The 20,581-nt window shown below is 61.7% G+C and carries 20 protein-coding genes; 10 read left to right on the top strand and 10 right to left on the bottom strand.

What is annotated here, in order from left to right; translation table 11 throughout:
• Nucleotides 1-27: 27 nt before the first annotated feature.
• Complete coding sequence (locus BN32_RS24060; protein WP_019199905.1) at nucleotides 28-1,140, bottom strand: AI-2E family transporter; 1,113 nt, start codon at nucleotides 1,138-1,140, stop codon at nucleotides 28-30.
• 1 nt (nucleotide 1,141) lies between these two features.
• Nucleotides 1,142-1,300 carry a DUF3309 family protein gene (locus tag BN32_RS26550; RefSeq protein WP_019199906.1) on the bottom strand — a complete coding sequence of 53 codons (159 nt, stop codon included), beginning with the start codon at nucleotides 1,298-1,300 and terminating at the stop codon, nucleotides 1,142-1,144.
• Between the two features lie 222 nt (nucleotides 1,301-1,522).
• On the opposite strand from BN32_RS26550, the gene BN32_RS24050 reads away from it, so the two are divergent.
• From BN32_RS24050 to BN32_RS27305, 3 genes are all read left to right on the top strand, one after another.
• Nucleotides 1,523-2,341, top strand: a complete 819-nt coding sequence (locus BN32_RS24050; RefSeq protein ID WP_019199907.1) for a L,D-transpeptidase — start codon at nucleotides 1,523-1,525, stop codon at nucleotides 2,339-2,341.
• A gap of 28 nt (nucleotides 2,342-2,369) precedes the next feature.
• Entirely contained in the window at nucleotides 2,370-3,047 is a 678-nt protein-coding gene (locus BN32_RS24045; protein WP_019199908.1) for a DUF2865 domain-containing protein, read from the top strand.
• Nucleotides 3,048-3,163: 116 nt separating this feature from the next.
• Nucleotides 3,164-3,325, top strand: a complete 162-nt coding sequence (locus BN32_RS27305) for a Thivi_2564 family membrane protein (RefSeq protein ID WP_002714461.1) — start codon at nucleotides 3,164-3,166, stop codon at nucleotides 3,323-3,325.
• Between the two features lie 75 nt (nucleotides 3,326-3,400).
• Here the strand turns inward: BN32_RS27305 and BN32_RS24040 are convergent, their stop codons facing one another.
• The 8 genes from BN32_RS24040 to cysD all read right to left on the bottom strand — a co-directional run bounded on the left by BN32_RS24040 (nucleotide 3,401) and on the right by cysD (nucleotide 13,549).
• Nucleotides 3,401-3,601, bottom strand: a complete 201-nt coding sequence (locus tag BN32_RS24040; protein WP_019199909.1) for a CsbD family protein — start codon at nucleotides 3,599-3,601, stop codon at nucleotides 3,401-3,403.
• 57 nt (nucleotides 3,602-3,658) lie between these two features.
• Nucleotides 3,659-5,329, bottom strand: coding sequence for a methyl-accepting chemotaxis protein (locus tag BN32_RS24035; protein WP_040427673.1), 1,671 nt, complete (start codon nucleotides 5,327-5,329; stop codon nucleotides 3,659-3,661).
• 210 nt (nucleotides 5,330-5,539) lie between these two features.
• Nucleotides 5,540-7,702, bottom strand: coding sequence for a malate synthase G (locus BN32_RS24030; protein WP_019199911.1), 2,163 nt, complete (start codon nucleotides 7,700-7,702; stop codon nucleotides 5,540-5,542).
• Nucleotides 7,703-7,911: 209 nt separating this feature from the next.
• On the bottom strand, nucleotides 7,912-8,790 hold the full coding sequence (gene cysW, locus BN32_RS24025; RefSeq protein ID WP_019199912.1) for a sulfate ABC transporter permease subunit CysW: 879 nt from the start codon (nucleotides 8,788-8,790) through the stop codon (nucleotides 7,912-7,914).
• On the bottom strand, nucleotides 8,790-9,617 hold the full coding sequence (gene cysT / locus BN32_RS24020; protein WP_019199913.1) for a sulfate ABC transporter permease subunit CysT: 828 nt from the start codon (nucleotides 9,615-9,617) through the stop codon (nucleotides 8,790-8,792). Before cysT (BN32_RS24020) ends, cysW begins: the two co-directional genes overlap by 1 nt.
• 167 nt (nucleotides 9,618-9,784) lie before the next feature.
• A complete protein-coding gene (cysP, locus tag BN32_RS24015) occupies nucleotides 9,785-10,789 on the bottom strand; it encodes a thiosulfate ABC transporter substrate-binding protein CysP (protein ID WP_019199914.1) in 1,005 nt (334 codons plus the stop codon).
• A gap of 24 nt (nucleotides 10,790-10,813) precedes the next feature.
• On the bottom strand, nucleotides 10,814-12,736 hold the full coding sequence (cysC, locus tag BN32_RS24010; protein WP_040427671.1) for an adenylyl-sulfate kinase: 1,923 nt from the start codon (nucleotides 12,734-12,736) through the stop codon (nucleotides 10,814-10,816).
• 18 nt (nucleotides 12,737-12,754) lie between these two features.
• Nucleotides 12,755-13,549 carry a sulfate adenylyltransferase subunit CysD gene (gene cysD / locus BN32_RS24005; protein ID WP_430641981.1) on the bottom strand — a complete coding sequence of 265 codons (795 nt, stop codon included), beginning with the start codon at nucleotides 13,547-13,549 and terminating at the stop codon, nucleotides 12,755-12,757.
• 330 nt (nucleotides 13,550-13,879) lie between these two features.
• Between cysD and cysG the strand changes: the two genes are divergently transcribed.
• From cysG to cysT (BN32_RS23970), 7 genes are all read left to right on the top strand, one after another.
• The gene (gene cysG, locus BN32_RS24000) at nucleotides 13,880-15,316 is read left to right on the top strand and encodes a siroheme synthase CysG (RefSeq protein ID WP_019199917.1); all 1,437 of its coding nucleotides are present in this window, start codon (nucleotides 13,880-13,882) and stop codon (nucleotides 15,314-15,316) included.
• Nucleotides 15,313-15,624 (top strand): DUF2849 domain-containing protein, encoded by a 312-nt coding sequence (locus tag BN32_RS23995; RefSeq protein WP_019199918.1) that lies wholly within the window; start codon nucleotides 15,313-15,315, stop codon nucleotides 15,622-15,624. The genes cysG and BN32_RS23995 overlap by 4 nt, the downstream gene beginning before the upstream one ends.
• Before the next feature lie 27 nt (nucleotides 15,625-15,651).
• Complete coding sequence (locus BN32_RS23990; protein WP_019199919.1) at nucleotides 15,652-17,307, top strand: nitrite/sulfite reductase; 1,656 nt, start codon at nucleotides 15,652-15,654, stop codon at nucleotides 17,305-17,307.
• Nucleotides 17,294-17,806: a DUF934 domain-containing protein gene (locus tag BN32_RS23985; RefSeq protein WP_019199920.1), complete on the top strand. Its 513-nt coding sequence runs from the start codon at nucleotides 17,294-17,296 to the stop codon at nucleotides 17,804-17,806. Before BN32_RS23990 ends, BN32_RS23985 begins: the two co-directional genes overlap by 14 nt.
• Nucleotides 17,803-18,552, top strand: coding sequence for a phosphoadenylyl-sulfate reductase (locus BN32_RS23980; RefSeq protein ID WP_019199921.1), 750 nt, complete (start codon nucleotides 17,803-17,805; stop codon nucleotides 18,550-18,552). Before BN32_RS23985 ends, BN32_RS23980 begins: the two co-directional genes overlap by 4 nt.
• A 141-nt stretch (nucleotides 18,553-18,693) precedes the next feature.
• Entirely contained in the window at nucleotides 18,694-19,710 is a 1,017-nt protein-coding gene (locus BN32_RS23975) for a sulfate ABC transporter substrate-binding protein (RefSeq protein ID WP_019199922.1), read from the top strand.
• 26 nt (nucleotides 19,711-19,736) lie between these two features.
• Nucleotides 19,737-20,579, top strand: a complete 843-nt coding sequence (gene cysT, locus BN32_RS23970) for a sulfate ABC transporter permease subunit CysT (protein WP_082773468.1) — start codon at nucleotides 19,737-19,739, stop codon at nucleotides 20,577-20,579.
• Nucleotides 20,580-20,581: the final 2 nt, after the last annotated feature.

Genomic DNA, 20,581 nt, shown 5'->3' with positions numbered 1-20,581 from the left:
CGGTTCCGACGAAGGTTCCATTGCTGATTAGTCGGCGGGCAGCTGGGTGTCCTTGACCGGCATCAAGTGCTCCTTGATGACCAGGCCGACAATCAGGATCGGCGATGACAGAAAGGCGCCCATCGGTCCCCACAGCCATGTCCAGAAAGCCAGTGCGACAAACACCGCGAGCGCATTCAGCGCGAGCCGCCGCCCGATGATCGTCGGCGTGATGAAGTGGCCTTCGATGAAAGCCACAATGGCAAAGCCGGTCGCCGCAACAAGTCCTCCGCCGAGGGTCGATGCCGTGACGATGCCAACCGCCGCAAGCACCACGAACGTGACAATGGGGCCGATAATCGGAATGTAGTTCAGGGTCGCGGCAAGCGCGCCGAGGCCGGCGGGATTCGGCATTCCGGTGGCGGCGCAGATCAATCCGGTGGCGACGCCGAGCCCCATATTGATCAGCGTCACCGTCAGGAGATAGCCGCCGAGATTGCTCTCGATTGCGTTCAGGATGCGCAGGGCGCGCAGCCGCGAGTCGTGTCCGGTGAAGTTCAGAACGAGCGCACGGCGCAGATCCGGCCAGCTTGCGATGAAGAGCACGAGGACGGCGAAGAACAGCAGGATCTCCGTGAATGTCGGCGACAAAAATTCGAGCGTCGGCTGGACCCATTCGATCTTCGGCAGGGGGAAGCCGGTTTCTGCGGGTGTGCCGCCGAACAGACTCTGCATCTGATGCCAGAGCGCCATCGGCCGGTCGAAGATGTGGAATTTGTCCTTGAGCGACGACTGAAGCTCCGGCAGCCGCGTGGTCCATTCCATCACCGGCGCGGAAATCAGCGCCACCATGAACGCCAGTCCGGCGCAGGTCGCCGAGACGATCAGGACCGCCGAGACTGAACGCGGAATCCCATAGCGTTCGAAAAATTTTGCGGCCGGAGACAGCATGGTGCCGATCACAAGCGCCGTCACCGTCGGGAGGAAGAAAGCCCGCGCGACATATAGCACCGCGACCACGCTGATGATGAGCAGCGCGACCAGAGAAAGGGCGACGATCTCTGACTGTCCAATAGCTGGAGGCTGCTGGTCTTCCTGCTCGTCCGGCGAAGACTTCGCCGGACGAATCCTGTCGCGCACCTCCCGGCGCACGTCGGGCATGTCAGATTCTGCCGAGCAGCAGCAAGATCACCACGATTACCAGGATGGTACCGACGATCCCCGACGGGCCGTAACCCCAGTTTGCGCTGTGGCCCCAGCTTGGAATGACGCCGAGCAGGATAAGGATCAAAATAATGATCAGAATGGTGCCAAGAGACATGATCAAAGTCCTCAATTTGTGCCGGGCCTACTGTCATGCACGGCTTCAGGGACCGCTAACCGTCTCGCGCTTCCAATGTTCCGCTGCAGTGGCGTGAACCGGCCTTGCAACGACGGATACAAACAGCTGGTCGCGCGCGGGACGCCGGAACCAAAAGCCATGGCGCTGCGTTCGATCTGTATCCGCATCCCACGATGCCATCGCAGAACCCCGAGGCTGGTCATGACACATTCGGTGCAGGCGAATTCCGTGTCTCGAAATTCCATTTCCCGGATCTTCACCACGTCCCTTCGATCCGCTCGCGGCTTCACCATCGCGGCGATGGCATTCCCCATTGTCCTGGCAACGCCCGCGATGTCGCAAACGCTTGGATACGCTGGATATTCAAATGGATATTCGCAGGGCTTGTTCTGGTCGGACCGGCAAGCGCTGCCCTCGCCACGCGTGACCGAGGATGATAGCGACAGTTCTGCTGTCCTTCCCGAGCGGCTGCAACGCAGGGTCGTCTCCTACGAGACGCGCGAAGCGCCCGGCACCATCGTGATCGATACCGGCAATACCACGCTCTATTACGTGCTCGGCCAGGGCCGCGCGATCCGCTATGGCGTTGGCGTCGGCCGCGAGGGCTTCACCTGGTCCGGCGTGCAGACCGTCTCGCGCAAGGCGGCCTGGCCTGACTGGCATCCGCCGGCGGAGATGATCGCGCGCCAACCTTACCTGCCGCGGTTCGTTGCGGGCGGCCCGGGAAATCCGCTGGGCGCGGCGGCGATGTATCTCGGCTCCAGCGCCTACCGCATTCACGGCACCAACGATCCGTCCACGATCGGCAAGTTCGTCTCCAGCGGCTGCATTCGCCTGACCAATGGCGACGTGCAGGATCTGGCAAGCCGGGTCTCCATTGGCACCAAGGTTGTAGTGTTGCCGAAGAGCGGACGGATAGAGGCCGACGCCGCCAGAGAACGTGCGGCGCCGCGAGCCAGTGCACTCAAGCCGCTGCGCGTCAGTACGTCACAAAACGTCAAATTGTCCGGATTAAATTGAGTGAAAATTTGAAGGAGCTGTGTAGCGGATGAACCAGGTTGAAGAGGGCATCATGCGTCAGTTCAAGTTGTATCGCCGGTCGACGGCCGTTGCCGTCGTGATCGCGCTTGTCACGGCTTCGGCCGGAGCTTCGTCTGCGCATGCCCGCGACTTCTTCTCCTCGTTCTTCGGCAGCTTTGGAAGCGCGCCTGCGCCGGCCGTCTCAATGCCGTTCTCGACTGACTTCGGTGATGCGCCGCCGCCGAACAGGCGGGTCAACATCTATGGCGGCAGCTACGGCGGTTCGACCACTTACTGCGTGCGCACCTGCGACGGGCGCTATTTCCCGGTGGTCGCATCGGATGGACAGACCAAGGCGGAGGCCTGCAAGAGCTTTTGTCCGGCCACCGAAACGAAAATCTTTCACGGCGGCTCGATCGAAGACGCATCGAGCGATACCGGAAAATCGTACTCGGATCTTCCGAATGCATTTCGTTACCGCAAGGAATTGATCGCCGGCTGCACCTGCAATGGCAAGGACCCGGCGGGCCTGGCCTCGGTCAAGATTGAAGACGATCCGACCCTGCGCAAGGGTGATATCGTGGCCGGCGCGGATGGATTGATGATCGCGGGGAGCAGCCGCCGCAGCGCTGCGCTCAATTTCACGCCAGCGCCGAAATCGGTTCGTGCGAAATTCGAGCGGCTCCCGGTCATTGCGACGCAGTAACACGAGCGATGTGATCTCTGTTCCCGGATGGGAACCAATCCCCCATGGGATCGTTGGACTGCAGGGATACGGGACGAGCTTCTCGCTCCCTGCTTTCGATTGCATGAGGGGTCACCATGTCTTTGCTTATCAGCGTTCTGATTACGTTCCTCGTCGTTATTCTGGTTCTCTATCTCGTCAATCTGCTGCCGATCGACGGCCGCGCGAAGCAGATCGTCCGCGCTATCGTCATCATTATCGGCATCATTTCGATCCTGAAATATCTCGCAGTGTTCTAGCGCAGGCGCGCTTCGGGAGGGAGTTGGCGCCACAAACAAAAAGCCCCGGCGTTGCCGGGGCTTTTCATTGAGCGGTTACTTCAGAGTCTTGAACCAGTCGTCCACATCCTTGTGGATCTGATCCTTGGCGAATCCGTAGCGCTGCTGGAGCTTGCCTTCGAGCTGCTCGCGGCGGCCTTCGATGACATCGAGATCGTCATCGGTCAGCTTGCCCCATTTTTCCTTCGCAGCACCCTTGAACTGCTTCCAGTTACCTTCAACGCGGTTCCAATCCATCGATCATCTCCTGTGTAAGAATGATCGATAACGATGCGACCCCGCGATCGTTCCCTGCTAGGCAGCCTTCACGTTGCCAAGGAACACGCGGACTTCGGTTTGCAACTCATCCGACTGCTGCGACAATCGTCCGGCTGCGCCGAGCACCTTTTCGGCCGCAGAACCGGTGTCGGTTGCAGCCTGTCGCACGCCGCCGATGTTGGCGGTGACTTCGGCGGTGCCGGCGGAGGCGAGTTGAACGTTCTGCGCAATTTCCTTGGTGGCGACGGATTGTTCCTCCACAGCGGCAGCGATGGCGGCGGAGATTTTGCTGATGTCGTCAATCGTCGTGCCGATGCCCTGGACTGCCGCGACCGCATCGCGCGTCGCGATCTGGATCTGGTTCACAAGCGCTGAAATCTCCTCTGTTGCCTGGGCGGTCTGGGTGGCGAGGCTCTTCACTTCGGTTGCAACAACGGCAAACCCGCGTCCCGCGTCACCGGCGCGTGCCGCTTCGATTGTGGCGTTGAGTGCGAGCAGGTTGGTCTGAGATGCGATCGTCTGGATCAGCGTGACCACTTCTCCGATCTTCTGGGCGCCTTCGGCCAGTGCCTGAACGGTCTGGTCGGTGCGCTTGGCGTCAGCCACCGCGGTGCTTGCGATGGTTGCCGACTGGGTGACCTGACGGCTGATTTCCCCGATCGACGACGACAGCTCTTCCGCCGCTGCGGCAACCGACTCGACGTTCAGCGATGCCGTTTCGGCAGCGGAGGCGACGGCGGTCGACTGCTGGTTGGTCTCTTCGGCCGTCGCCGACATCGACTGGGCGGTCATCTGCATGTCGCTCGACGCCGTTGACAGGAGTTGAACGAGATTGCCGACCTTGGTCTCGAATTCCAGAGTCAGTCGCTCCATCTGCGCAGCGCGACGTTCCTTGGCGGAGCGTTCATTGAGCTGTTCGGCTTCCAGCCTCTCACGCTCGATGCCGTTCTGCTTGAAGATCTGCACCGCGCGGGCCATGTCGCCGATCTCGTCCTGCCGGTCGATATTCGGCACCTCAGCCTTGTAATCCTGCTCGGCAAGGCGCGTTACGACTGCGCCGAGCTGCGTCAACGGGGCGACCACGCGACGGCTGAAAACGAAATAGAGAATCGCGATGAAGGTGATGGCCGACAGGATTGTCATCATCTCCGCGATGTTACCCATCCAGCGCGCGCGGGATTGCGCACTTTCCGCCTCCAGCCGGGCGCGGGTGTTCATCTTGCTCTGGAATTCGTCGAGCGGCTGCAAGATCACAGCCTTGTTGCGATCATAGTTCGCGTCGAACATCAGTTTGCGGGCCTGCTCGAGATCGCCTTTCTGCACAGCAGCGATAGCCGCTTCTTCGATCTTGATGAGCGCGTCCGAGCTGGCCTTGGCCTTTTCGATCAGATCCAGTTCTGCCTTTGGAGCGCCGAGCTGGGTCAGGCGCTGAACGACGCGATCGCGTGTCTTGGTTTGGTTTACCTCGCGCCAGTAGGCGTCGTAATGCTTTTTCTCTCCGAAGATGGTGTATCGGCGCGCTTCGTTGGTCAGCAGGTCGGAGCCGGTGGCGAGATCGTCGCCGAGCTGCTTGAATTCAGCCTGCCGCGCGACCGCTTGGCGTTCAGATTCAATGCTGGCGTCGGCTAGCCAGAGACTGGCGCCGGTGACTGCGGCCAATCCGATAGCGACCATAGAAGACAACTTCGTAGCAAGCGATGCACGCATCGATTTCTTCTTCCTTGTTTTGAAAACCTGCATTCGCGCAGGAAGGGCGGGATCATCAGTGTGGATCAGACGCGTGGTCTGCCACCGAATCGATCATTCACGACGCGCTGTTAAGATGGCGTAAACCTTAAAAGGCCGTGGCATGAGGATGCCGCTCAAACAAAAACCCCGGCGCAAGCGCCGGGGTTTCGTCACGAATCTGTCGTGTTGTCAGCCCGCGAGTTTCGCTTCCTTGCGGCGGGCGTGCAGGATGAACTCGGTGTAACCGTTCGGCTGCTCGCGGCCCTTGAAGATCAGGTCGCAGGCGGCCTTGAACGCGACGCCGTCGAACTTCGGCGCCATCGGCTTGTAGAGCGCATCGCCAGCGTTCTGCTTGTCCACGATCGCCGCCATGCGCTTCAGCGATTCCATCACCTGATCGTTGGTAACGACGCCCTGATGCAACCAATTGGCGAGATGCTGCGCCGAAATACGCAGCGTGGCGCGGTCTTCCATCAGGCCGACATCGTGAATGTCCGGCACCTTGGAGCAGCCGACGCCCTGATCGATCCAGCGCACGACGTAGCCGAGAATGCCCTGGCAGTTGTTGTCGATCTCCTGCTTGACGTCATCCGGTGCCCAGTTCGACTGCGACACCGGGACCGTCAGAATGTCCGAGAGCTTCGCCTTCGGGCGGATCTTCAGTTCCTTCTGCCGCGCGCCGACATCGACCTGATGATAATGCAGCGCATGCAGCGTCGCGGCGGTCGGGGAGGGCACCCACGCGGTGGATGCGCCGGCCTGCGGATGCGCGATCTTCTGCGCCAGCATGTCGGCCATCTTGTCGGGAGCCGCCCACATGCCCTTGCCGACCTGCGCGTGACCCGGCAGGCCGTTGGCCAGACCGATGTCGACGTTCCAGTCCTCGTAGGCCTTGATCCAGGGTTGCGCCTTCATGTCGTTCTTGCGGATCATCGGACCCGCTTCCATCGACGTATGGATTTCGTCGCCGGTGCGATCCAAAAATCCCGTGTTGATGAAGCAGATGCGCTGAGCTGCATTCTGGATGCAGGCCTGGAGGTTCACCGTGGTGCGGCGCTCTTCGTCCATAATGCCGACCTTCATGGTGTTGGGGGCCATCGACAGCATCTTCTCGACGCGGCCGAACAGGTCGACCGTCAGAGCGACTTCATCCGGGCCGTGCATCTTCGGCTTGACGATGTAGACCGAGCCGGCGCGGCTGTTCTTGAACTTGGTCTTGCCCTGCAGGTCGTGAAGCGCGAGCAGACCGGTCACGGCGGCATCGAGAATACCTTCCGGAATTTCCTGGCCCTCGCTGTCGAGCACGGCGTCGGTGTACATGTGATGGCCGACGTTGCGGATCAGCATCATGCTGCGGCCGTGCAGGGTCACCTTGCCCTTCTCGTCCGCCGCCGTGTAGGTGCGGTCGGCGTTGAGCGTGCGGGTCAGTGACTTGCCGCCCTTCTCGAAATCTGCCGACAGCGTGCCGTTCATCAGGCCGAGCACGTTGCGGTAGACCAGAACCTTGTCGTCGGCGTCGACGGCGGCAACCGAGTCTTCCATGTCGAGAATGGTCGAGACCGCGGATTCCAGGATCATGTCGGCGACGCCGGCAGGATCGTCCTTGCCAATCGGGCTATTGCGATTGATCTGCACATCGATGTGCATGCCGTTGTTGACCAGCAGGATCGAGGTCGGAGAGGCGGCATCGCCCTGATAGCCAACGAGCTGGGCCTTGCTCTTGAGAGCCGTGGCGTTGCCGCTCTTGAGCTTGGCAGCGAGTTGGCCGTACTCGATGTGATAGGCGGTGACGTCGCTGTGGTTGCCGGTTGCGAGCGGGACAGCCTGATCCAGAAATGTCTTGGCCTTGGCGATGACCTTGTCGCCGCGCGCCTTGTTGTAGCCCTTGCCGGTTTCCGACGGATCGTGCGGAATCGCATCGGTGCCGTAGAGCGCGTCATAGAGGCTGCCCCAGCGCGCGTTCGCTGCGTTCAGCGAATAACGCGCATTGGTCAGCGGCACAACAAGCTGCGGCCCGAACATGCTGGCGAGTTCTTCGTCGACATTCGCGGTCTGCACTTCCTTGGCAGGAGGCTCCGGTAGCAGGTAGCCGATCTCCTTCAGGAATGCGGTGTAGGCGTCCATGTTGAACGCGTTGCCCTTGTTCGCCTTGTGCCAGTCGTCGATCTTGGCCTGCAGCGCATCGCGGGTGGCGAGCAGGTCGCGCGTCCGCGGCGCGAGATCCTTGACGATCGCGGCGAGGTCCGCCCAGAAGGCGTCGGGCGCGATGCCGGTTCCAGCGGTCGCTTCCTTGGCAACAAAGTCGAACAGGACAGGCGCGATCTTCAAACCGCTGGCGTCGATACGTTTCATGATAAATCTCACGGAAAACAGCGAAAAACGGCGCCGTCTCAGGGCTTCAGGATGAATGGTGATTGCCGCTGGAAGCGGCTTTGGTGCGGAGGGGTTTTAGCGCCAAAGTCAGGCCTATGAGAAGGCCCTTCCCCTGGTCCGAAAGGCGTATACCACCGCCCTTGCCGAGGCTATCCTACGGCTGATTTCTCAGCATAATTCAGCCGCCGCTAGTGACCAGTTCCGCTCTGCGGTACTTCGCCAAATCGCTCGAGCGTGACCTTGATCAGGATCGTGATCAGGGCGACCGCGGTCAGCACCGTCGCGGCGGCGAAGGCGCCGACGACATTGTAGTCCTGATAGAGCAGTTCGATCTGCAGCGGCAGCGTGGTGGTCTGGCCTCGGATGTTCCCGGACACCACCGATACTGCACCGAATTCGCCCATCACGCGCGCGTTGCACAGAATTGCGCCGTAGACCACGGCCCATTTCACGTTCGGCAGCGTGACCCGCCAGAACGTGGTGAAGCCGCCCGCGCCGAGCGTCACTGCGGCTTCCTCCTCGTCGGTGCCCTGCACCTGCATCAGCGGAATCAGCTCTCGGGCAACGAACGGCGCGGTGACGAACAGGCTCGCGAGAAAAATCGCCGGCAGCGCGAACATCACCTTGATGCCGAGAGTGTCGAGCAGCGGACCGAACAGGCCTTGCGAGCCGTAGACGAACAGATAAGCGACACCGGCGACGATCGGTGAAATCGAATAGGGCAGTTCGATCAGCGCGATCAGCAGCGTCCTGCCTCTGAAATCGAACTTGGTCACCGTCCACGCAGCCGCCAATCCGAACAGGATATTGATGGGCACGACCACCAGCGCCGTCAGCAGCGTGAGCCAGATCGCGTGCAGCGTCGCGGGCTCGGTGAGATTTCGCATGAAAACGCCGACGCCAGATGACAGGCCCGACGTGACGATCAGCACCAGCGGTGCAACCAGAAACAGAGCGGTTAGCACCAGCACGGTCCACAGTACGATCCGCCGGGTGACGATACCGCCGCCGACCGGATGGTGCATCCATTCGGCCTGCTCGCTGTCGCGCTCCGATGCAATGGACATCATACTTCTCCGCGGCCGACGTAACGCAGGTGCCAGGTCTGCACGGCATTGGTGACGATCAGCATCGCGAATGCCATCAGCAGCATTACCGCCGAAATCGCGGCTGCCGCCTCGTAGTTGTATTCCTCGAGCCGGATATAGGTCAGCAGTGCGACGATTTCGGTTTTCATCGGCTGGTTGCCGGCGATGAAGATCACCGCGCCGAATTCGCCGAGGTTGCGCGCGAAGGACAGTGAACATCCCGCAAGGAAAGCCGGGAAGATCGCAGGAAAGATGATCTTCCACAGGATCTGGACATCGCTGGCGCCGAGCGAGCGTCCGGCTTCCTCGACCTCCGAGCCGAGATCCTCGATCACGGGTTGCACGGTCCGCACCACGAAGGGAATACTGGTGAAGGCCATGGCGAGGGCGATGCCGAGCGGCGTGTAGGCGACCGCAATTCCGATCTTGTCGAGCGGCGCGCCGAACCAGCCGTTCTTGGCGAACAGCGCGGTGAGCGCGAGGCCTGCCACAGCAGTCGGCAGCGCGAACGGGACATCGACCAGCGCGTCGAGAATGCGTTTGCCGGGAAAACTGTAGCGCGCCAATACCCAGGCCAGCAGCAGGCCATAGATGGCGTTGAAGAGGGTCGCTGCGAACGCGGTGCTCAGGGTGACGCGAATGGCCGACAGCGTGCGCGGCGAAGAGAGAATGTCCCAGAATTGTGTGAGGCCAATGCCCGATGCTTTCAGCAGCAGTGCACAGAGCGGCAACAACACGATTGCGCCGAGATAGAGGACGGTCGTCCCCAGTGCCAGTCCGAAACCTGGGATGACCCGGCGTCGCAAATCAAAACGTCCACTTCTGGAATGGAGAGAGCGATCCTTCCTCGCCATTGCGAGGAGCGAAGCGACGAAGCAATCCAACTTTTTGCAAGAATGGATTGCTTCGCGGAGCCTGTCATCGGGCCGCGCTTTGCGCGGACCCGTTGGCTCGTAATGACGAAACGGTCGCCTTACCTGTTCGCGCCGCCGAACAACTGGTCCAGCTTCGCACCGGGATTGAGGTGCTCGGCATTGACCTTGTCCCAGCCGCCGAACTCCTTCTCGATAGTCACGAGCTTCACCGCGGGGAACTTGTCCTTGAACTTCTCGGCCACGGCCTTGTCATTCACGCGGTTGTACTGCTGCGCGAGGATGGTCTGGCCCCCCGGCGAGTAGAGATACTCAAGATAGGCCTTGGCGAGCGCCTGCGTGCCGTGCTTGTCGGCGTATTTGTCGACCACGGACACCGGGAATTCCGCCAGCAGGCTCTGCGAAGGCACGACGACCTGATACTTGTCGGCGCCAGCAATGTCCCGGATGCCGTTGGTCTCGGCCTCGAAGGTGATCAGCACGTCGCCGGTCTGACGCTCCACGAAGGTCGTGGTCGCGGCGCGGCCGCCGGTGTCGAACACCGGCACGTTGGCGAACAGCTTCTTTACGAATTCGTCGGCCTTCTCGGTACTGTCATACTTGCTCTTGGCGTAAGCGTAGGCCGCCAGATAAGTGTAGCGCGCGTTGCCCGAGGTCTTCGGGTTCGGGAAGATCACCTTCACGTCGGAACGGACCAGGTCGTCCCAGTCCTTGATGTTCTTCGGATTGCCCGCGCGAACCAGGAACGCGGGGAGTGAATAGTACGGCGAGGAATTGTTCGGCAGCCGCGTTTGCCAGTCGGCCGGGATCAGCCTGCCCTTGTCGGCCAGCACCTGCACGTCGGTCACCTGATTGAAGGTCACGACGTCGGCTTCGAGTCCTTCAAGGATGGAGCGCGCCTGACGCGACGAACCATTGTGCGACTGGTTGATGGTGACGTCCTGGCCGGTTTTGGTCTTCCACTGCTTGGCGAACTCAACATTGATCGCGGCATAGAGCTCGCGCGAGATGTCGTAGGACACGTTGAGCAGCGTGTTCGGCGTCTGCGCCTGCGCGGATGAGGCGATGCCAACACTGGCGGCGAGGGCGATGAGAATCTTGCGCAAGGTATCTCTCCTGTGGATTCGGACTTAGATGTTGGCCGCGAGGTCGTTCAGTTCGCCGAACAGCACGCCGGTAGTAGCCAGTAATCGCTCGATCTCGTCGGCCCCATCGGCGACCGAACGCGTCGAGGTGTCGATGGTCAGCTCGGCATTGGCCGGCGGCTGATAGTCGTTGGCGATGCCGGTGAAGCTCGGCAGATTTCCCGCGCGCGCCTTGGCGTAATGGCCTTTCGGATCGCGGCTTTCGCAAACCTCGGCGGGGGTCGCCACATAGATTTCGCGGAACAGATCACCGGCGATCCGGCGGGCCTGCGCGCGGTCGTCGCTGGACGGTGAGACAGCTGCGACAACGGCGATATGACCATTGCGCGCGAGATGCGTCGCCATCTCGGCGAGACGGCGGATATTTTCGGCGCGATCCTTCGGTGAGAAGCCGAGATCGCCGTTGAGTCCGGCGCGCAGGGTGTCGCCATCAAGAAGCAGCGGCGAGCCGCCACGCGTAAACAGCTTGCGCTCCAGCGCGCGCGCCAATGTGGATTTTCCCGAGCCGGGCAGGCCGGTCAGCCAGACCACGGCGCCGCCATGGCCGTAACGCGCCGAGCGTTCGTCCGAGCGCAGCGCGGACTCGACCGGGACGATGTCGATAGGAATGGCGCGCTGGCCTGAATCGACGCTCAGCACGAGACCGCCGCCGGCGATCCGGCCGTTGACTTCGATGACGAGACGCCCGGTGCGCGGATTGTCGGTATAGGGATCGGCAGCGACAGGTTTCGCCAGTGAAATGTCGATTTCGCCGACATGGTTGCGCCCGATGGCAGCAGTGGCGACGCTTTCAAGCTCGCCGGGATCGACCGCCTTGTCGATGGCGACGATCGAGGCGCGGGTTTCCATGGTGCCGAGCCGCACCAGAACCGATGCGCCGGCTTTCAACGGCGTGTCGTGCAGCCAGAAGATGCGGGCGCGAAGGCGGCGGGTGTCGCGCGGCGCGGCCTTGACGTGGGCGATGATGTCGCCGCGTTCCAGAAACAGTTCGCGGTCGAGCGTGATGCCGACCGAACGGCCCGCGCCTTGCCGACCGAAGACCGGTGTTTGTGGCCAGCTTTCGACCGACTTCACCTTGGCCACCTTGCCGGTCGGCATGATCACGATTTCATCGCCGGTGCCGATGTTGCCGGATTCGACGCGGCCCGCGACGATGCGGCGGTCGTCGAACTTGTAGATCGCCTGCACCGGCAGTCGCAGCGCCAGTTCGTCTAGCGCACGCGCCGGGGTCAGTGCATCGATGGCCTCGACCACGGTCGGGCCGCTGTACCAGTTGATGTTGGCCGTGCGTTCGGTGACGCCGTCGCCATCGCGCGCGGAAATCGGAACGATGGCGGTCGGGGTAACACCGAGGCCGATCAGATGTGCCGAAATCTCGTCGCTGATCTCCTTGAAACGCGTCGCGCTGTAATCGACGCGGTCCATCTTGTTGACCACGACGGCGACCTGCTTCACGCCGAGCAGGTGCAGCAGATAGCCGTGACGCCGGGTCTGGTCGCGCACGCCTTCCAGCGCATCGATAATCAGGATCGCGCCGTCGGCTTGCGACGCGCCGGTGATCATGTTGCGCAGAAACTCCGCATGGCCGGGCGCGTCGATCAGAACGACGTCGCGCGACGGCGTGCGGAAGCGGATCTGCGTGGTGTCGATGGTGATGCCCTGGTCGCGCTCGGTCTGCAGCGCATCGAGCAGGAACGACCATTCGAACGGCATGCCGCGCCGCGCGCTGACGGCCTGCAGCATTTCCAGCTTGCCGTCCGGGAGGCTGCCGGTTTCATGCAGCAGGCGGCCGACCAGCGTCGACTTGCCATGATCGACATGGCCGACGATGACGATGCGGACCTGCGGGCGGGCGATCACGCCGTTCGGCGCGGGTGCGAGGGAAGCCTGGGATACAGCGATGTTCATGAGGGCGCTCATTCAGCGTCAGAGGTAGCCGGCGACACGAAGCCGCTCGAAGGCATCTTCGGTTTCGTGGTCGAGCGCGCGTCCGGCGCGCTCCGGCACTTTCGTGGCCTTCAGCTCGGTCAGGATTTCCTCGATGTTCGAGGCATCCGACGCGACAGGATTGGTAATGTCCTGATCGCCCAGCGAGCGGTAACGCTTGCCGTTGTTCGACAGGTAAAGCGGGATGATCGGAATGTTTTCGCGCTGGGTGTAGGCCCAGATGTCTTCCTCGGTCCAATGCAGGATCGGATGGATGCGCAAATGCGCGCCCTGCGGCGGCGAGGCGTTGAAGTGATCCCAGAATTCCGGCGGCTGATCGCGGACGTCCCATCCGCCTTCAAGACCGCGCGGTGAGAACACGCGCTCTTTCGCGCGGGTGGCTTCCTCGTCGCGGCGGATGCCGGCGATCAATCCGTCGAAGCCGTACTTGGCGAGTGCGAGCTTCAGGCCTTCCGTCTTGCGCGCCGCCGAACGTGCGGCGGGCGGCAGCGTCGGATCGATCTCTTCGATCGGCGGGCAGAAATCGACTTTCAGATCGAGACCCCACTCCTTCGCGTACTGATCGCGGAAGGCGTACATCTCGGGAAATTTCTTTTGGGTGTCGACGTGCAGCGCGGGGAACGGCACCTTGCCGAAGAATGCCTTGCGCGCCAGCCAGATCATCACGTTGGAATCTTTGCCGAGCGACCAGAGCAGCGCGAGCTTCTTCAGCCGGGCGAAGGCTTCGCGGAAAATGTAGATGCTCTGCGCTTCGAGTTCGTCGAGATGATCCATCGACGGCACGGTCGATATCAACGGTGCAGCAGACTTTGGTGCGGGCGAGGTCGCCAAAGAATTCGCCAAGGAATTCGACATGGAATTACTCCGTCGCGGGCTGTGCCCGCAGGCCGTTGCTTGCGAAAGATGCAGCGGCACTCAGACGGGGCTTTCGGCCATCCGGATGGGGCACGAGAAGAAGCATCTCTTTTGCGCTGCGTTTGTGGTACCAAATTCCAATTTTGCATCGCAGCGTAGAAGAAATAATTTTCTCTTTAAGCCGCTTGCAAGATACATAAATAGAAAATAATTTCAGTCAACCCTGTAAATGGGGAAGCGGAGTTTCGCATGCGGTTTCTGCCGGTATTCCTCGATCTGCAAGCTGGACCGGTCGTTCTGGTCGGCGAGGGCGAGCTTGCGCAGGCCAAATTGCGCCTGCTGCTGGCGGCGGATGCGCGCGTGCGATGGTTCTCAACCGATGGCCATCATGATGTCTCGCGGCTTGATGCGGAGTCGGCCGGGCGCGTTGAACGCGCAGCTGGCGATCCGCTCACCGCCGACCTTTCCAATGTGATTGCAATTCTTTGCGCGGGTGCCGGCCAAACCGGTCATGCCGTGGCGGCGCGCGCACGCGCTCTGGGCATCCCCGTCAACGTGATGGACGAGGCCGCGCATTCGACCTTCATTTTCCCGGCTATCGTCGATCGCGGCGACGTGGTCGTGGCGGTCGGCACCGGTGGTGCATCGCCCGTGGTGGCGCGCCGCGTGCGCGAGCGGATCGAGACGCTGTTGCCGGCGCGCATCGGTGATCTCGCGTCGTTCGCCGGGCGCTGGCGCAATGCGATCAAAGCGCGTCTTCCTGAGGTGGCAATGCGGCGGCTGTTCTGGGAGCGCGTCATTGACGGCCCGATTGGCGCAGATGTTCTCGCCGGACGCGTTGACGACGCCGAGCGCAAGCTCACATCGATCCATGATCCGGTGGCTTTCGCAGCGAGCGGTGGTGACGGCATTGTCACGTTGGTCGGCGCAGGGCCGGGCGATCCGGATCTGTTGACGGTCAAGGCGCTGCGCGCGCTGCAGGATGCCGACGTGGTGTTCTACGACGATCTGGTGTCGCCCGAAATTCTCGACCGCGCGCGCCGTGACGCTGCGCGGGTGCCGGTCGGCCGCCGCGTCGGCAAGCCCGGCATCGGCCAGGACAAGATTCATCGCCTTCTGATCGAGGCTGCGCAGGCGGGCAAGCGTGCCGTGCGGCTCAAGGGCGGAGATCCCTTCATCTTCGGGCGCGGCGGCGAGGAAATCGCGGCACTGCGCGCGGCGGGCGTCGCCTATGCCGTGATCCCCGGTATCACCGCGGGATTAGGCGCCGCCGCTGAATCCGAAGTGCCGCTGACTTACCGGCAAGAGGCGCTGCGCATTACATTCCTCACCGCGCACAAGGCGGAAGATGCCGGCAATGTCGACTGGTCCGCGCTGACCGACACCAAGATGACCGTCGTTGTCTATATGGGCATGACGGCCGCACCGACCATCCGCGAAGGCCTGCTCGCCGCTGGACGTTCGCCGGACACGCCGGTCGGTGTGTTCGCGCGTGTGACGCGGCCCGATTCCCAGGCCGTGGTCGGAACGCTTCGCGATCTGCCTTCGCTTGCCGATCAGGTGAAGGCCGGTCCTGCGATCCTGATCATTGGCGACGTCGTGTCCCGTTCTGCCCCGTGGCGGAACGGACAACTCCAAGCAAACCCCGATGACCTCATCTCTGACCTTTTAATGGCTGCCGAATGACCTCACCTCTGCAACAGAAAATCAAGATCACCGGTCCCTCCATTGTCACGGCCAACCGCACCGGCGACGGCGCGGTGATTTACCGGACGGTTTCGCACCGATGGTCGGACAGATTGTCCGATGCCGCCGTCGTAAGGACCGCGGACGACGCGCGCGCTCTGCTTGCGGAGTCGATTGCCGACGACGTCGGCGCAATTGGCGCTTACATCGCACCGGTGGCAATCGGCGAGGATGGCATCCAGCCCGGCAACCTGCGCGAAAAGATCCGCCAGCAGGGCGTCACCATCGATCTTCTCGTCTCGGCCTGAGCCGCGATACCTTTAAGGCAAAGTGTTATGTACGCTTACGACGAACTCGACCGGACCATCGTCAATGAACGTGTCTCGGAGTTTCGCGATCAGGTCGCGCGCCGGTTGTCCGGCGAACTGACCGAGGACGAATTCAAGACCCTGCGGCTGATGAACGGCGTCTATCTGCAACTGCATGCCTATATGCTGCGGATCGCCATCCCTTACGGCACGCTGTCGTCGAAGCAGTTGCGGGCGTTGGCGCATGTCGCACGCAAGTATGACCGCGGCTACGGCCATTTCACCACCCGGCAGAACATCCAGTACAACTGGATCAAGCTGGCCGAATTGCCCGACGCGCTGGCGGACCTTGCCAAGGTCGGCATTCACGGCATGCAGACCTCCGGCAACTGCATCCGCAACGTCACCTCCGATCAGTGGGCAGGTGTGGCGCCGGGCGAAGTCGAAGACCCGCGCATCTGGGCGGAAATCCTGCGCCAGTATTCCACGCTGCACCCGGAATTCTCGTTCCTGCCGCGCAAGTTCAAGTTCGCGATCACGGCAAGCGAGCATGACCGCGCCGCCATCAAGGTTCACGATATCGGCCTGCGCATTCACAGGAACGCTGCGGGTGAGGCGGGTTTTGAAGTGCTGGTCGGCGGTGGCCTCGGCCGCACGCCTTTCATTGCCAAAACCATCAACGAATTTGTCAGCCACCGCGACATTCTGAGTTACGTTGAGGCGATCCTGCGCGTCTACAACCAGTACGGCCGCCGCGACAATATCTATAAGGCGCGCATCAAGATCCTGGTGCACGAGCTTGGCATCGAGAAGTTCAAGCAGGAGGTCGAGGAAGAGTGGGTGCAAATGCGCGACGGCGCGCTGGCGCTCGACGCCGCTGAAGTCGAGGACATCCGCTCGCGTTTCCTCTATCCGAAGTACGAGAAGCTCTCGGACACGCCAGACGAGCTGAAGAAGGAGGTGCAGAATCCGAATTTCGAGGCCTGGTACAAGAATTCCGTCGCCGCGCACAAGGCGTCGGGCTACGGGATTGTCACGCTGTCCCTGAAGCCGGTCGGCGGGCCTCCGGGCGACGCCACGGCCGAACAGATGGACGAGATCGCCGATCTCGCGGATAAATATTCGTTCGGCGAAATCCGCGTTGGGCACGAGCAGAATCTGGCGCTGCCGCATGTTGCCAAGCGCGATCTGCCCGCGCTGTGGCGTGCGCTCGACAAGATCGGCGTCGCGACGCCGAACGTGAATCTTGTGACCGATATCATCGCCTGCCCGGGCCTCGACTACTGCTCGCTCGCCAACGCGCGCTCGATCCCGATCGCGCAGGAAATCACGCGGCGGTTTGCGAATCCGGATACCGCGAACCTGATCGGCCGGCTGCACATCAATATTTCAGGCTGCATCAACGCCTGCGGCCATCATCACGTCGGCCATATCGGAATTCTCGGTGTCGAGAAGAACGGCGAGGAATTTTACCAGATCACCATCGGCGGCCGCGCCGACGAGAACGCCATTCTTGGCCATCTCGTGGGGCCTGCGGTGCCGTTCGATCAGGTGGCCGATGTCATTGAGGACATCGTCGAGGCCTATCTGGCGCTGCGCCAGCGCCCCGACGAACTGTTCGTCGATGCGGTGAAGCGCCTTGGCGTCGAGCCTTTCAAGGAGCGGGTCTATGCCACTCGTTAAGGGCAATACCGTCGTCGCTGACGAATACGTGCATCTGGCCGACGATGCAGAACTCCCCGTCGACGGCGCGGTGCTGGTCTCGGCCGAGCGGTTTCTTGCCGATCCCGAGGCGGCGCTGTCGCGCAAGGCCAAGACGGGCGTGATCTGGCCGAACAATCGCGACATTGATGATCTGTTGCCATATCTCGATCGATTGGCGGCGGTGGCGCTTGTGTTTCCGGTGTTCCGGGATGGCCGCGCTTACACCCAGGCGCGCCTGCTGCGCGAGCGCTTCAGGTTTCGCGGCGAACTGCGCGCCACCGGCCAGGTGCTGCGTGATCAGTTCGTGTTCATGCTACGCGCCGGGTTCGATGCATTTGAGGTCAAGAAGCAGAGCGATGCCGATGCCTTCGCCAATGTCGCGAAACGCTATTCGGTGTTCTATCAGCCGACTGGAGACGGTCGCATCACCGCATTTCACCGCCGGCTGATGCACCTGCCGGAAGGAGTGCGTTCATGACGGCCGCTGCACCATCGTTCCTGTCGCAGGTTCCTGCGACCCCTTCGTCGTCGCTCACCGTTGCGGAAGCCGCTGAACTGGATCGCGCGCTGGCCAAGGCGTCGCCTGCGGAGATCATCGCGGCTGCCGTGCGGCAGGTCGGCCGTGACAGGCTCGCTGTGGTGTCATCGTTCGGTACCGAGTCCGCAGCGCTTCTGAAGATTGCGGCAGATGTCGATCCGGCGATTCCGGTGGTGTTTCTCGATACCGGCTGGCTGTTCGAAGAAACGCTGGCCTATCGCGACACGCTGACGAAGCTGCTCGGGCTGACCGATGTGCGCACCATTCATCCGCTGGGCGATACACTCGCGCGCGAGGACAAGGACCGCGACCTGTGGTTTTCGAATCCGGATCAGTGCTGCTTCATTCGCAAGGTGGAACCGCTGGCGCGCGCGCTGTCGTCGTTCGACGGCTGGATCAATGGCCGCAAGCGTTTTCAGGGCGGCGATCGCGCCGCGATTCCCGTCGTTGAAGCCGACGGCGCGCGGCTGAAATTCAATCCGCTGGCGAATGTCGCGCAGGACGACTTGAAGGCATTGTACGCCGCCATGAAGCTGCCGCCGCATCCATTGGTCGCATCCGGCTTCACTTCGATCGGGTGTATGCCTTGCACCAGCCGCACGCTACCGGGCGAGGATCCGCGTGCGGGCCGCTGGCGCGACAGGGGCAAGACGGAATGCGGTATTCACGTCACAAAAACCTCCTAAATTTTGCCTTCTTGAAACTCGGTATTTCTTGGAACGTTTGCACCGCAATCTTGCTAAGAATGAAATCCGGTTTCGTTGACAGAACCACGTGATTTCCAGAGTTTCACGCCTTCCCTGATGGCAATGATGTCGTCAGTTCGAATGGAGTTTGAAATGGTTCGCCCCAAGCCTCTTATCGGCCGGCTTCTCGTGATTGGAAGTTTGATCTGGGCAAGCTCGGCGCTTGCTGCGGATGTCACGTTGCTGAACGTCTCGTACGATCCGACGCGAGAGTTGTATGGCGATTTCAACAAGGCGTTCGCTGCCGCTTATCAGAAGGACACCGGCAAGAGCATCGAGATCAAGCAGTCGCACGGCGGATCGGGTTCGCAGGCTCGCTCGGTGATCGACGGCTTGCAGGCCGATGTGGTGACGCTCGCGCTGGCCTACGACATCGACGCGATTGCGGGCAAGAACCTGATCGCGAAGGACTGGCAGGCCAAGCTGCCGCAAAATGCATCGCCTTACACCTCGACCATCGTCTTCCTCGTGCGTAAGGGTAATCCGAAGAGCATCAAGGACTGGGACGATCTCATCAAGAAGAACGTTCAGGTCATCACGCCGAATCCCAAGACGTCGGGCGGCGCGCGCTGGAATTACCTCGCGGCATGGGGCTATGGCCTGAAGAAGTTCGGCTCCGCAGACAAGGCCAAGACCTTCATCGGCGACATCTTCAAGAACGTGCCCGTGCTGGACACCGGTGCGCGCGGCTCAACGGTAACCTTCGTTGAGCGCGGCGTCGGCGACGTCCTGCTCGCCTGGGAGAACGAAGCCTTCCTCGCGGTGAAGGAATTCGGCAAGGACAAGTTCGAAATCGTGGCGCCGCCGCTGTCGATCCTGGCCGAGCCGCCGATTGCGGTGGTGGACACGGTGGCCGACAAGAAAGGCACCCGCGCCGCTGCTGAAGCCTACCTGAAATACTGGTACACCAAGGAAGGTCAGGAAATCGCGGCGCGGAATTTCTATCGCCCGCGCGACGCTGCGGTCGGTGAAAAGTATGCGGACTCCTTTGCAAAGGTTGACCTTTTTACCATCGACGATGTGTTCGGCGGCTGGATCAAGGCGCAAAAGGAACACTTCGGTGAAGGCGGCGTTTTCGATCAGATCTACAAGAACTGATCTGATCGCGGAATGGTGGGGGCATCGTGAGCGGAGGAACGGGACGACGACGGGCATTGCCGGGTTTTGGCCTCACCATGGGGCTGACGCTGACGTGGCTCTCCATTATCGTCCTTATTCCGCTCGCGGGCCTTTTCCTCAGGACCTCTGAACTCAGTCTCCTTCAGTTCTGGGACATTCTCACCGCCCGCCGCACCCTCAATGCGTTGAAGATTTCCTTCGGCCTCGCGTTCCTGGCCGCCATCGTCAATCTGGTGATGGGCATGGTGATCGTGTGGGTGCTGGTGCGTTACCGTTTCCCCGGACGCCGTATCTTTGACGCCATCGTCGATATCCCCTTCGCGCTGCCGACGGCGGTTGCGGGTGTCGCTCTGACGGCGCTGTTCGCGCAGAAAGGCTGGCTCGGCGCGCCGCTCGCGGAATGGGGCATCAAAGTTGCGTTCACGCCAATCGGCATTTTCGTGGCGATGATCTTCATCGGATTTCCGTTCGTAGTGCGCACGGTGCAGCCGGTGCTGATCGACCTCGAAATCGAGGTGGAGGAGGCGGCGGCCTCGCTCGGCGCGTCGCGCTGGGACATCATCCGGCGTGTGATCCTGCCGAGCCTGACGCCTGCGATCCTGACCGGATTCGCGCTGGCGTTTGCCCGTGCCGTCGGCGAATACGGTTCGGTGATCTTCATCGCCGGTAACCTGCCGAACGTGTCCGAGATCGCGCCGTTGCTGATCGTGATCCGGCTGTCGGAATTTCGTTACGCGGATGCCACCGCGATTGCCGTGATCATGCTGATCGTCTCGTTCCTGATCATTTTCACCATCAACCGCATTCAACGCTGGGCGCAGACGCGCGGCGTTGCGGTTCAGGTCTGAGC

This window comes from Afipia birgiae 34632 (genome assembly GCF_000308295.2).
Lineage (GTDB): Bacteria > Pseudomonadota > Alphaproteobacteria > Rhizobiales > Xanthobacteraceae > Afipia > Afipia birgiae.
The sequence above is the reverse complement of the archived record's forward strand: the minus strand, read 5'-3'. Positions and strand labels throughout refer to the sequence as shown.